Origin of the sequence: Flavobacterium johnsoniae UW101 (assembly GCF_000016645.1) — a bacterium.
GTDB classification, from domain to species: Bacteria; Bacteroidota; Bacteroidia; order Flavobacteriales; family Flavobacteriaceae; genus Flavobacterium; species Flavobacterium johnsoniae.
This window is the reverse complement of the sequence record NC_009441.1, coordinates 5,943,448-5,957,240: the sequence shown is the minus strand read 5'-3', so window position 1 is coordinate 5,957,240 and position 13,793 is coordinate 5,943,448. Positions and strand designations below refer to the sequence as shown.

The 13,793-nt window shown below is 32.6% G+C and carries 10 protein-coding genes; 5 read left to right on the top strand and 5 right to left on the bottom strand.

The window, feature by feature from the left end:
• Positions 1-5: 5 nt before the first annotated feature.
• Positions 6-914, bottom strand: a complete 909-nt coding sequence (locus tag FJOH_RS25480; protein WP_012026897.1) for an ABC transporter ATP-binding protein — start codon at positions 912-914, stop codon at positions 6-8.
• Between the two features lie 107 nt (positions 915-1,021).
• Here FJOH_RS25480 and FJOH_RS25475 point away from each other — a divergent pair, with 107 nt between their 5' ends.
• Both FJOH_RS25475 and FJOH_RS25470 read left to right on the top strand, forming a co-directional pair.
• Positions 1,022-2,074, top strand: a complete 1,053-nt coding sequence (locus FJOH_RS25475; RefSeq protein WP_012026896.1) for a hypothetical protein — start codon at positions 1,022-1,024, stop codon at positions 2,072-2,074.
• Positions 2,075-2,164: 90 nt separating this feature from the next.
• Positions 2,165-3,025, top strand: a complete 861-nt coding sequence (locus FJOH_RS25470) for an SdiA-regulated/phytase-like domain-containing protein (protein WP_012026895.1) — start codon at positions 2,165-2,167, stop codon at positions 3,023-3,025.
• 126 nt (positions 3,026-3,151) lie between these two features.
• Here the strand turns inward: FJOH_RS25470 and FJOH_RS25465 are convergent, their stop codons facing one another.
• Positions 3,152-6,883 carry a metallophosphoesterase gene (locus FJOH_RS25465; protein ID WP_012026894.1) on the bottom strand — a complete coding sequence of 1,244 codons (3,732 nt, stop codon included), beginning with the start codon at positions 6,881-6,883 and terminating at the stop codon, positions 3,152-3,154.
• 26 nt (positions 6,884-6,909) lie between these two features.
• Here FJOH_RS25465 and FJOH_RS25460 point away from each other — a divergent pair, with 26 nt between their 5' ends.
• The gene (locus FJOH_RS25460) at positions 6,910-8,085 is read left to right on the top strand and encodes a Pycsar system effector family protein (RefSeq protein ID WP_012026893.1); all 1,176 of its coding nucleotides are present in this window, start codon (positions 6,910-6,912) and stop codon (positions 8,083-8,085) included.
• Positions 8,086-8,214: 129 nt separating this feature from the next.
• Here the strand turns inward: FJOH_RS25460 and FJOH_RS25455 are convergent, their stop codons facing one another.
• The gene (locus FJOH_RS25455; RefSeq protein ID WP_012026892.1) at positions 8,215-10,584 is read right to left on the bottom strand and encodes a GAF domain-containing protein; all 2,370 of its coding nucleotides are present in this window, start codon (positions 10,582-10,584) and stop codon (positions 8,215-8,217) included.
• A gap of 231 nt (positions 10,585-10,815) precedes the next feature.
• Here FJOH_RS25455 and FJOH_RS25450 point away from each other — a divergent pair, with 231 nt between their 5' ends.
• Both FJOH_RS25450 and FJOH_RS25445 read left to right on the top strand, forming a co-directional pair.
• Positions 10,816-11,568 carry an SDR family oxidoreductase gene (locus tag FJOH_RS25450; protein WP_012026891.1) on the top strand — a complete coding sequence of 251 codons (753 nt, stop codon included), beginning with the start codon at positions 10,816-10,818 and terminating at the stop codon, positions 11,566-11,568.
• A gap of 72 nt (positions 11,569-11,640) precedes the next feature.
• Positions 11,641-12,222 (top strand): TetR/AcrR family transcriptional regulator, encoded by a 582-nt coding sequence (locus FJOH_RS25445; protein WP_012026890.1) that lies wholly within the window; start codon positions 11,641-11,643, stop codon positions 12,220-12,222.
• 83 nt (positions 12,223-12,305) lie between these two features.
• Here the strand turns inward: FJOH_RS25445 and FJOH_RS25440 are convergent, their stop codons facing one another.
• The gene (locus FJOH_RS25440) at positions 12,306-13,364 is read right to left on the bottom strand and encodes a nucleoid-associated protein (protein WP_012026889.1); all 1,059 of its coding nucleotides are present in this window, start codon (positions 13,362-13,364) and stop codon (positions 12,306-12,308) included.
• Positions 13,365-13,407: 43 nt separating this feature from the next.
• The gene (locus FJOH_RS25435) at positions 13,408-13,767 is read right to left on the bottom strand and encodes a four helix bundle protein (RefSeq protein WP_012026888.1); all 360 of its coding nucleotides are present in this window, start codon (positions 13,765-13,767) and stop codon (positions 13,408-13,410) included.
• Positions 13,768-13,793 lie beyond the last annotated feature (26 nt).

The window sequence follows — 13,793 nt, the reverse complement described above, 5'->3', positions numbered from 1 at the left end:
CTTAGTTAGATTTTTGGATTGGTATTTTTGGTTAATTCTAAAAACTGTGCTTCCAGACTATTTTTACGTTTTACCAAATGACTTAAGACAATATTTTTTGAGAATAAAAACTGATTCAATTCTGAAGCTGATAAATCAGATTTTAAATACACCAGAACCTTTCCGTCTTCGTCTTTAATCTGTGCTATTGCCTGATGTCCTTCTAAAACAGATTTCAATGCAGCGTTATCATTTGAAGAAATTTCAAAGAAACCTTCATTGGCCGACATTCCATCTACAGAACCAGAATATAAAACTTCGCCTTTTCGCAAAACAATAACGTGCGAACATACTTTTTCGACTTCGTCTAATAAGTGCGAAGCCAGTAAAATGGTAGTTCCCTGCGAAGCAATTTCTTTAATAATATCTCTAATCTGATGAATTCCCTGCGGATCTAAACCGTTTGTTGGTTCATCGAGAATTAAAATTTCAGGATCATTTAAAAGTGCCGACGCAATGGCCAGACGCTGTTTCATACCTAAAGAAAAAGTGCTGAATTTTGAATCTTTTCTTTCGGTTAAACCAACAAGATCAAGTTTTTCTTTAATTTTAGAATAATCAATACTTTTAATTTTACAAACCAGTTTTAGGTTTTCTTCGGCGGTCATGTACGGATAAAAATTTGGACGCTCGATAATAGCACCAACTTTTTTTAAAGCTTCATGCGTTTCAACGTTTCCGTCAAACCACTTATAATCGCCCGAAGTTTTGTTTACAACATTTAAAACAATTCCAAGAGTAGTTGATTTTCCGCTTCCGTTAGGGCCTAGAATTCCGTAGACATGGCCTTTTTGTATGCTAAAAGATACATTTTTAAGAGCCTGAATTCGCCCGTATCTTTTACTGAGATTCTGAATAGTAAGGATGGTTTCCAAATTTATTTCGGTTTTAGTTTTAAGTAAGACGAATCAACTTACATATTGTTACGCCAAATTTATTTTTATAATCTTATTGATGTAAATTTGTAATAAAGATATTCAAAATGAGCGAACCTTTAATGGTGTTAAAAAAACCGTCTTTTCCTTTAACACAGCCACTTTTAAGTTATTTAGACAGATTCGAACGTATTTCGAAAGTTTCTGTGTTTTATGATGACTTACTGCGGTTTTCCGGTTCGATTAATGTTTACGATAAAAATGAAACCGATACCTTGTGGATTCGGGTTTATTACAGTGAATTTGAAAGAAATGAAATCGATCTAAATCTCAAAAAAATCTATTCTCTTTTACATTCTGATGGGAACAATGAGATCATTCAGTATTTAAATGTCGATGCCATTGATTATTGCACTTTTGGAAATTCAAAACCATTTCGAATTAAAGTAAGAAATATTCTAAACGACAATTACGTTCATTTTTATATAAAAAAGGCCGATGCTTCGAGAATTTACGGATTAGAATTAGAAGATATACTTTCGCCGGACAAAATCAACTTTTTGGTTTACAACGATACTTTAATCGAAGAACATATTATTGGGATTCCGGGCGATGTTTTTATGGATACGCTGCTTGATAAGTGTACCGAAATGGAAAAAGCGCAAATAGCCAAAGAGTTTGTAAAATTCAACGAACGTTGTATGATTAGGCTTTTGGGCGATATGAGAGCGTACAATTATGTAATTGTCCCAATTCACGATTTTGATCAGGTAGTTTATAAAATACGTCCAATTGATTTTGACCAGCAATGCTACGAAGGTAATTTCAAAGTTTATCGTCCGCAGTTTTTCAAGGAAAATTATCCAATGATTAAGCTGATTAAAGAGAAATTAGAAGAACGTTCAATTATTCAGTACAAAGACGAAGAAAGAGCGATTCTCGCAAAACGTATACATTCAGCCGAGACAAGAATAAAAAAATTACTGAATATAATGTGCCACGATACGATTTCGACACAAGAACATTTAGATCAGTTAAAAATGGAATTGTACCGATATACCAACGATATGAAATTTAAAAATGCCAAATCGATGGGACATATCATGCACGCCGCTTTTGAATTCATTACACGTAATTTTAAAAACACAAACTTAGTTTAAAGTTTTTAGGCTGTAGATTTCAAAGATTAAAATGGATTTTTTGCAATTCTTTAATCCTTATAATCTGTGCCTGAACAAAAAAACAATCTTATGAAAAAAACTTTTTTAATAGCCGTTTCTATAGTATTATTAGCTTGCCAGCAGCAATCAGGCAACGATTTGAAAATGCTTTATTCGCTTCCGAAGAAATTAAAAGAAGTTTCTGGAATTACTTATTTTCCTGAAACCAATATAATTTACACTCTTGAAGACAGCGGTAATAAAAATGCTCTTTATGCCATTAATTCTAAAGGGAAATTACAAAAAACGATTACAATCTCGAACGCTTCAAATGTTGATTGGGAAGATATTACAAAAGATAAAGCCGGTAATATTTATATTGGGGATTTTGGAAACAATGATAACAAACGCAGAGATTTGTGTATTTACAAAGTTGCCAAAAATCAGTTAAGTAAAGATGCGGCTTCCGCCGAATATAAAATCTCATTTTCTTATCCTGAACAAACTGAATTTCCGCCAAAGAAAAAAGAAATGTTTTATGATGTGGAAGGTTTTTTTGAACAAAATGGCTATTTCTACCTTTTTACAAAAAACAGAAGCAAAGGTTTTGACGGAACAGCTTTTATCTACAAAATCAAAAATGCAGCCGGAACTCAAAAAGCCGTAAAAATAGGAGAGTTTAAAACCTGCAATAATTACAATCATTGTGTTTTGACCAGTGCGTCAATAAGTCCTGACGGAAAAAAAGTGGCTTTGTTAAGCCACGATAAAGTTCTTTTATTTAAAGGTTTTAAAGGAGATTTATTTCACAAAGGAACTCAAACCCAAATAGAATTAAATCATTTTTCTCAAAAAGAAGCAATAGTTTTCAAAGACAATAATACCTTGCTTATCGCAGATGAAAAAGCCGATAAAATAGGAGGGAACGTCTACGAATTTAAATTGAAATAAAAAGTTTGCCACGAATTACACAAATTTTCACTAATTTTTATTTTAAATATAATTCGTGGAAATTTGTGTAATTCGTGGCAAAAAAAACTTTGAACCTTTGTCACTTTGTTACTCTGAACCTAACAGCTAGAAGCTGTACGCTGCTCCAAAAATAACTCGTCCAATTTCATCAGGAGATTTAAAATATGAGATTCTGGCAGTTAAAACATTAATTGCATTTAACCAAAGACCGCCGCCGTAATCCTGATGCCATTTTCTTGAATTTTCGCCGTCAAGCCAAACCCTTCCATAATCAAAACCGCCTAGAATTCCGTAAGTAAACGGAGCAATTGTTTTTCTGATTCGGCCTATGCTTAAACGCAAATCAGAACTTTGAGAAAAATATGAATTTCCTAAAAAACGTTCATTTCTAAAACCACGTAAATCAGTATCTCCTCCCAGAGAAGCACCTTGGTAGAATTCATAGTTATTATTTAAAATCGCTTTTCCTTTTAGATAAGTTGCTAAAACCAGTTTACCGTTTTTGTCAATTCGGTGTGTAAAACCTAAAACACTTTCAAGCGTTGGGAAATTTTTCTTGGTTTCGTCTAAATTAGTTGTCCAAGTTCCGGCAATCATAAAATACATTCCAAGAGTTGGTTTGGCAGCAAAATCAGAATTTTTGAAAAGATATTTTACTTTCAAGCTTCCGTAATTCTGACTGCTGAAAACATCCGGATTTACAATATTTGGAGTGTCAATAAATCTATTACTCGTTTCCTCAACTGTCATTCTCTGAAAAATAGGCTGAATGCTGAATTCACTTCCGTATCTTCCCACGTGTCTAATGGCTCCCGAAGCATTAAATTTACGAATGCGTACACGGTTGTAATCCATACTTAGATCATCATCATATTGAGATTCATTTCCATATCCAAAATAATTCATTGCAAAATTTGGCGTAGTATAAAGCGATTCAACATCAATAACCCATTTTCCTAACAAACCTGGGAAATGAGCGGCATAATTAAATTCTAAACCACCGGTAGCAAAATAATAGAAAGCATTAAAAATATGTCTTTGCGTATACGGATTCTGTTTGAAATTATTCACTGTATAATTTAGATTAATACCCAGTTTTACACCATCATCAGGATTAAATCCAATATTTGGAAGACCAGAAATTACGTTATATTTCGGTTTTTCATAATTATACAAGTTAACATCGTAATCGTCTGTCAGCTGTGTCTGCGTTTTAGAATCTAGGTTATAAGTGTTTTCTTTTGATTTAAAATCGTAAACAATAACCTTTCTTCCGTTTTCAATATTGTAAGTGTCATTATTCTGACCGCCTATTAAACGAACTTTAATTTTTGATTTTTGATCGCCTTTTACTTCAAAAACATCATTATCATCTAAACCATAAATCCATAAGTTTTTGGTTTTAGCATCAGTAAGAGTTTTAGAGTATTGCAACTCATCGCCGTCTTTTTTAACTCTGTAAACCTGAACTTCAATACTTTTTTTAGCATTATGGTTCAAAACAAATTTGTCTTTTTTATCAGTTCCGGCAATCATAACAGTTCTGCTTAAAACATCAGAATATCGGGCAGCGTATTTTTGAAGATCTTTTTTCCTGTTTTTTAGTTTTCGGATAATTTCAGCAACCGTTTCATCCTGAACTTCTTTAGGCATATTTTTAAAAGCATTTTCGATGTCGCTGTCAGATAAATTTTCCTGAATAAATTTAGCCTGTTCAACCCATTCTTTTTCGCCTGATGTTCTTAAAAAAGCCAAATCCATTGGATATGGTTCTCTGCTCAGCCATTTCACATTGCCAATACGGTCTTTAAAAGTTCTCATGTGGCGAAGTGCCGGAATATTCATTAAAATAGAAAGCAAAGCACCATCATATTTTACAAAGGCCTGATCTCTGTCACGCGGAATTGGTCTGTAAATAACTTTGCCGTCTTTTTTAAATTCTGCCCAGCGCCATTGGTCACTGTGTCTGTCCCAGTCGCCAATTAATATATCAAACAAACGTGCTTTTATATATTCCTTTTCATCAACGCTGTATTTTTCATCTTTATGCAGGTTCAGCATCATATCATCAGTACCAATTATATTACTTGGATTTCCAAAGTTTTTGCCGTCTAAATGGTTATCAGCCGGCCTTTCTTCAACCATATAAAGCTGGTCTCCAAATCCGGCATTAAATTCTCCTAAACCATTTTGTTTTGGTACATAATATAAAATTGGATTAGTATGCAAAACACCAATTTTATCAGACATACTGCCAATTACAAACGGAGCGTATGGATGCGAAGTTGTATAAAAATCAAACAGGAAACTTTCTGTATAAGTATCTTCAAAATCATTTACCACATATTGATCTTTAAAAGCAACAGATTGTAAAAATACCGTTGCACTTTTTTTCATTCCTCGCAATACGAATTCACGTCCTTTTGGATCAGACATTCTTAAAGAAACAGATTGATGTCCGCCGCCTTCGCGAATAGGTTTCAGTCCGCCTTTTAAAGTATCTACAGTGGCTACTTTTACATCAATTGGCATACTGTAGTATTTTCTGTAATGCTGTCCGAACAGGAATTTATGAAACAAACTTTTATCGGTCATTTTAGCTGAATAGATAGAAGTGGTAATTCTTGAAGGAAACTTATTCGGAATATCCGAAGCCCAATTGATTTCTTTGGCTTTTATAATTTCTTTTTCAAAAAGCAGTTTCTCTTTATTATTTTCATTTCCATAAAAAGAAACTTTAGCATCGCCGCTTTTAAATAAAGTTAAAGTCGCGTAACCATTACCGCCATACGAAAAATCATTTTCGTTGATAGCTCTCGCTGCTTCAGATTTTGAACCGGCTCCGCTGATAATCTGCTGAATATTTTCTTTGCTGATATATTGTAAATTGTGATCGTGACCCGAAACTACAATTACATTTTTCTGTTTCTGCAAAAGCGTTTTAATTCGCTTGGCATAAATAGTATATTGTTTGTTTTGAATATCCTGAGGACTCACTCCAGAAGTTTTTCTCAGTAAATTGATGAAAGAACCAATTACAGGAAGCGGAATTTTTTTCTCTAACGGAAATAATTGCTTCTCTAACGAGAATTGTCCGCCATGCGTTCCGTTGCTCAGCAAAGGATGGTGAATGGCAAGAACAACTGTTTTTTCCTGATTTTTATTTAAGATATTTTCAAGTTCCTCAAAAAAAGCTTCTCTGGTTTTTATCTCGCAATTGTCGTTGATAGTGGGGTGATTATCCCAATCTTCCAGAAACCATTCACTGTCAATGGTTACTAACGTTGTAATGCTATCAATTTTGACATCTTCAATCGCACAGGATTTTCTTGGCAGAAATGCTTTTTTGTCATCTAGTTTTTTTGTCACAAAATCGGCCTGACTTTCGAGCCCCTTAATACCGCTGTACCAATCATGATTTCCGGGAATAAAAATGGTTTTGCCTTTATATCCTTTAGCCAGTTTTAACTGATTTTTGAGTTTGGTTTCTGCAAGTTCTTTATCTTCAGCATTTTTATCAGCCGGAAAACCTTTTGGATAAATATTATCGCCTAAAAAAAGCAGAGTCGATTTTTTACTGGCTTTTTTAAGCCTTTCATGCAGTAATTCTAATGTTTGCTGCGCCTGTTCTTCGTCAGCATTTCCGGCATCTCCAACAAGATAAAAAGTATGGGCAATTTTTATAGTATCTGTTGCGTTTTCAGTTTCGTTAGCACTCACGTTTTTTCCATATTGCGCTTTGTGCGTTGCACAGGAATAAATGAAAAGCAGTGTTATAATTGCTAATGAAAAGTTTTTAATCTTAGCAATAAAATGATTATCCAAAAACAATTTCATAATTTAGTGGTGTAAAAATATTCTTTATGAATTTAATAGAACAATCCGAAGATTTCGTCAGTAATTTACTCAAAGATAAACTTTCTAATTTATATTCTTATCATAATTTTAACCATACTTTCACAGTAGTTACAGCGGTTAAGGAGTTATGTAAAAAAGAAGATGTTGAAAGTGATGATAAAGAGGCACTTTTAGTGGCAGCCTGGTTTCATGACACTGGATATGTTGAAGGTTATGAAAACCATGAAAGCAAGAGTGTAAAAATTGCATCTGATTTTTTAAAAGAAAAAGGAAAATCAGACAAGTTTATAGAACTTGTTTCCAGCTTAATTCTGGCTACGGCTAAAGAATATGAACCTAAAACACATTTAGAAAAAATTATAAAAGATGCCGATTATGCTCATTTAATGGGAACTGAGTATACGACAACCTGCGAATTACTGCGTTTAGAATTAAAAAACACAGGAATAGTTAGTTTTACAAATGCGGAGTGGACAAAAGAAAATCTGAATTTTTTATTAAATAAACACAGGTTCTATACGGACTATGCTTTAAGAAAATGGCAGCCTTTAAAAGAAAAAAACCTGCTTTTGATTCAGAAAAAAATAAACAAACAAGAATTAAAAGCTGCTGCAGCAATTGAAGAAGACAATAAAAAGAAAGACAAAGAAAAACCAGAACGCGGTATCGATACTTTGTTTCGTGTAACGCTTGGAAACCATACTCGTTTAAGCGGTATTGCCGATAGTAAAGCGAATATTTTATTGTCTGTAAATGCAATTATTATTTCGATCGCACTTTCTACAATTATTCCAAAACTTGACAGTCCAAAAAACGCACATTTGGTTGTGCCGACATTTATTATGCTGATGTCGAGCGTTATCACAATTATTTTTGCGATTCTTTCTACAAGGCCAAAAGTAACTTCGGGATTTTTTACACGTGATGATGTTGAAGCCAGAAAAGTCAATTTGATGTTTTTTGGAAATTTCTATAAAATGCCTCTTGAAGATTACGATTGGGCAATGAATGAAATGATGAAAGACCGCGATTATCTTTATTCGACCATGATTAAAGATTTGTATTACCTTGGATTGGTTTTACAGCGAAAATATAATCTGCTGAGAATTGCTTACAACTTTTTTATGTTCGGATTAATTATAACTGTAATTTCATTTGTAATTGCTTTTAAGTCGATTTAGTTTTCAAACTAGTCTCTTACATATAGCTCAAAATACAGAAAGCTTTGTCGAAGTTTAAAACTTTGACAAAGCTTTTTTAATATTAGATAGAAACTGCTATGTTTATTTAAACAAACGAAGCCCAACTATTTAGTTGAGCTCATCTAATAAATCCTGATAGGTGATTTTTTTCATTTTTGAAGCATTGGTGTTGTTAATCACCTTTACACGAATTGCTTTTAAACCAGAAACTCCCTGAAGATCTTCTACTTCAAATTGTTCTATTGAAGGTTCAAGAATCTTTTTGTGCTGTAAATATTTAATGTATTTTAAATACTCAGCTTCTTCACTATTTTGAGAATAAACAATTGTAATTTTCTCTTTTTCAGTAATACGTTCGTTAGTTCCTTTAATATGCGATTTATCGATACGTTTTTTTACAACTTCATATCTGGCATTATACGTTCCGTCAACATCAAAACGTTTTTCATCCATTCTAAAACGAATAGAAAGCGGAGAACTAAAAACTAAAATCAGCGACGTAACATCCAATTCATACGGAAGCGATTCTTTAAGCTGATGATGTTCTAATTCCATTTCGCATAAAGTCTGTAACTGCCATAAACGCAGATTATGCAGGTACATAATGTCAAATGGTTTTGTTGGCGAAATCGATGCCCCAATGTATAAATTATGTTCAACACCATCAGTTTTAAAACGCTCGTAATAATGCGGATAAATCTGCTGTGCTTCAACTTGTTTTTTATCTAAAACCGAAGCCAGTTTTTTATTGATAATTGACATTGCATTGTCAAATTTCTTTCTTTCCTGATAGAACATTCCCGTTTTTTCATCCAGACTTTCAAAATACAATTCCTCTAACTTTTCGTTTTTAGCATTGCTTTTTGTGTTTTTCAGGATCGGGTGAATTTCTTCTTCAATATAACGCTGAATATGTTGTTCCATATCTGCTTTCAGCGGAAAATCTAATTCACTTCTAAGCGATTCTAATTCAAATTTTCTTTGTTCTAAAAGTACCAGATTAGAATTTGGGTCCTGATTGTCGAAAATTTCCAACAAGGCAGTCAATTGATTTTTTAAATCAATTTTAACCGTTTCATTTCTATGTTCAGAAGAACCTTTAATATCTATTTGACCATATAAAGGGAATACATTTTTAAATACGATTTCCTTAAAAATGTAATCTTTAGTATGGCTTATATTTTGAAAGTAATTTTGTGACTCTTTTCTAAATTTCCAATACACACTTGGGTGAATTGTTGTGTACTCACGCTGAATAATCGCTTCAATCTGATGCTGCATATCAGTATTGTAACGATCGATGGTATCAGTTAAATACGGTAAAACCAAATCTAATTTTATTGCATTTACACTGTTTAAATCTCTAGGGTTTTCAGAAACCAATTCGACAATTCCTAATAAATGATCGTCTTTAATTACCGGAGCAAAAACACAGCTTTGAATACCTTGTTTAAGCAAATGCTCGCCAAGTTTTTTATTACTGGATTCTTCAATGAATTTTTTAACGTTCGAAATTACAAAAGGTTCTTTGTTATCCAGAAGATTCTCGAATGAACAGCCAAAGAAAGCATTTTTGCAATCCATTTCCTGATCTGATTTCAAAAGATAACTTTCCATATGATTATCAAACTTCATTGGTCTGATAAACTTTTCTTCTTCAGGATTGTAAATTATAAAACCCACTTTTAAACTTGGAATTTTAAAAATAGATCTAAAGATATTTTCTACAATATCTGTAGAAGTTACTCTTGTATTATCTGGTTTTAATAAATTACTTTTTAAAGTCGAAATAGCACTTTCTGTAGTAGCATCAAATAAAGAAACAATTCCAAAACCTTTTAAAATCCAGCTTCCCGGAGGAAATTTAGATTTCCATAAATCAATATCATTGTAATTGTCTATTAATTGATCGATGTCATCTTGTGAAAGCTCTACTGATTTTTCGGTAGGAATAATTTCCATGAAATCAGCATTGTACATGATTCTATAATGTCTTTCTACACCTTCTTCATCAGGAATATCATAGAAAAAAGGTTTACTGAAATCTACATTTTGATTGTAATGATATGCCAAAATCAAACAACAGTTGTTTACATAAAACTGATGATCATCAAAATCACGAATTTCCATATAAAATTCATCTCCCGCATTACGCAGAATTTTTTTGAAACGTTCTGTATAATTAAACGAGATGTTTTGAAACGGAATTGTAATTGCTTTTATTTCGTTGTGAGTCAGAGCCGTTGGAAATAAATCAGCAGCTATATTTTTAATTAAAGCTTCATTGTTTCGAATAGAATTAAGATCACGAATTCCGGTTCTAAATTCCGGAAAAGCTTCAATTTCTTTTAAAATGGCTTTGGCATAGTTAGATCGGTAATCAACATCAGATAAAGCAATTTCTTCAAAAGATTCAATTAGTTTATGAAATGAGATTATCGTTTCGAAAGGACTTTCTTTAGGTACGTGTCGATCCATCTGATAATTTTTTTTTGAAATACAAAATTAAGCATAAATTAAGAATCAACAGCATTTTACAATTTGTTTCGCTTATAGCTTCATAGACACAAACCCTTGTAAATGGGCGTTTTTCAAACCGCTTAATTATTTTAACTAAAAATTAACAACAATAATAACGGAACGATCGTTCCGTTATTATATCTTTGTACCATAATAATTGAATAATCAATAACTTAAATAACAAATAAAATGAAAAATTTAGAAAACAAAGTAGCTATTGTAACAGGTGGAAATAGTGGAATTGGGTACGCTGCTGCTGCCGAATTAGCATCAAAAGGTGCAAAAGTAATTGTAACAGGAAGAAACAAAGAAGCTTTGGCAAAAGCTGAAACTGAATTAAATGTTACCGGAATTGTGGCAGATCAATCTGATTTAAAATCTATTGACAATTTAGTAGAAGAAGTAAAAGCAAAATTCGGGAAAGTTGATATTTTATTCCTGAATGCAGGAATTGCTGCTTTTGCTCCGGTAGACTCAGCTTCAGAAGAACATTATGACAGTATAATGAATGTAAACGTAAAAGGAGTTTATTTTACAGTTCAAAAAGTACTGCCAATTTTAAATGACGGAGGTTCTATTATTTTTAATACTTCTGTAAATGCTCAATTAGGAATGCCGGGTTCAAGTGTATATGGAGCAAGTAAAGCAGCAGTTTTATCATTAAACAGAATATTTGCTGCCGAATTAGCTTCAAGAAAAATCAGAGTTAATGCAGTTTCTCCTGGCCCAATCGAAACTCCTTTGTATGGTAAAGTAGGTTTAGAAAAAGAAGAAGTAGAAGGTTTAGGAGCAGCTTTGGGAGAAAAAATCTTATTGAAACGTTTTGGTCAGGCTTCTGAAGTTGCAAAAACAATTAGTTTTCTTGCTTCTGATGATTCATCATTCATTACAGGAACAGAAATTGTTGTCGACGGCGGACTTACTGTAAATACAGTATTATAATTTTTTTTGACTTATTCAGGAACGATTGTTCCGTATTTGTAATATCTTTGTAAAGAATTTAATTTGAATATCATGGCTAGAACGAAAGAATTTAATGAAGATCAGGTTTTAGATAAAGCAATTGAAATTTTTTGGCACAAAGGTTATAACGGAACTTCTGCTCAGGATTTGGTAAATCATTTAGGATTAAGCCGTTCGAGTTTGTATGATACTTTTGGAGATAAACAGAAACTGTTTGCCAGAGCTTTAAAAAAATATCATGATGAAAATTACATTAAGATTAAAGAAATACTCGAAACGGCCACAAATATAAAAGAAACACTTAGCGTAATTTTTAAGCTGGCTGTAGTAGAAAGTCTCGAAGACCGAATTACTAAAGGTTGTTTTATGGTAAATTCAGCTGTAGAACTTGCTATGCATGATGCTGATATCGCAAAAATTGTAAACGATAACCGAAAAATCATGGAAGAAGTTTTTTATATGGCTGTAAAAAAAGGGCAGGAGCTGGGACAGATTTCGTCTAAGCAAGAAGCCAGATCTTTAGCTCGTTTTATTTTTAACAATTACTCCGGAATAAGGGTTTTGGCGAGAGCAGGCGAGAGAGACAAACAAGTTTATGATGATATTTTAAAATCGATTTTCGCATTGTTTTAGAAAATCAATTTCAATAAAAAACGGCAGTTACATTTGTAACTGCCGTTTTTTGTTTTAAGTAAGTAATAGAAAATGAAAACTTCTTAGCTTTTTTCTTCTTTATTGAAATACACTAAGTAGTAATACATTTGTTTTTCTTCATCCCAGCCTTTTTCAACAAATTTTTCTGCACTTTCAGGGTTAATAAAATCCATTTTAATTTGAATATGTGTATCCAGATTAATAACGTTTTTAATTGATTTTCTAGCGTCAGAAACTGCTGCGTTTGCAATAGGGAATGAGGTTACATCTTCGATGCTGTATTTTTCTCCTTTATCAACTTTGTAGTTTTTGAATTCAGGAATTAATTCAGGATTGTCTAATACTTCATTCAAGAAATTCTGCTCTTCAAACTGATCGTTTTTAGCGAAATAATTCACAGATCGGTTCATAAACATTACTTCCTCTTTCTTGTCTTCAGCTGGCAAAACAACGTCTTTTGCGAAGTTCTGGCAGAATTTTAAATATTTTTTAGTGATGAAATTTTCATCTTCAAAAGCGTCTACAGACAAAAAGTGCTCTAACCAGTAACGTGCATCATAACGGTTGCTGTCTACAGTCAGGATTTTGTATCCTTCTTCTTTTTTGTAGTTAAAAATTAAACATCCTTTGTCTAGTTTGCTCAGGTTAATTCCTTGCTGCAAGATCATTTCCAGGTTGCTTCCGTTTTCTTCAAACTGTAAAAAGTCGGCTTGTAACTCACTTTTAAAAATTCCAATTGCATCAACAACATTGTTATCAATACTCAGATTTGTTAAATAAGTAACATAAACCTCTCCGTTTTTAATGTGCGGGTGATTTGACTGCTCGTATAAATGTTTTGTGATTTTTTTAGAAACCTCATGAACATTAGCCGGATTAGCAAAAATTTCAGTTGCATATTTAAACATGTCGTTGTAGTCCAAGTCCACTTCGTGTGCAAACTGATAATAGTTTTCTTCTTTCTCTCTAAAAGGCTTAAAAAAGAATTCTTTTATCAAAGGAACAATCTCATCATTTAAATTAAATGGCTGCTCTGATAAAAAAATAGCCTCATTACGGCTTTTGTTTCCCACGCGGTGTATTGCCAGCGTGTCGATGTGGGTGTTGAAAAGATTAATCATGTGTTTATAGGTTCAGAGTTGCAGAGGTTCAAAGGGACAAAGGTTATTTTCTGTCTTTTATTCTTCGAATAAAAGAACTTAACATTCGTTCTAATTCTCTGCTTTCTCCATTAATTTTATTGAATTGATTCTCCGTTATGTATTTTAAATTGAATGAAATTTCAAGCTGAGTCTGCATTTCGAATAAGGATGAAATAGAAATATTTAAAAATCTCAGATAATCATTATTCCCATCTCTGCCATAACCTTCAGCAATATTACTCGGTATTGATATTGAACATCTTCTGATTTGTGAAGATAGTCCATAAATTTCTTCTTTCGGAAATGAATTGGTTAATAGGTAAATTTCGGTAACTAAGTTCATTGATTTTTGCCAAATCAAGAGGTCTCTAAATGTTTTCATTTATGTATTTAAAAATTAAACACAAA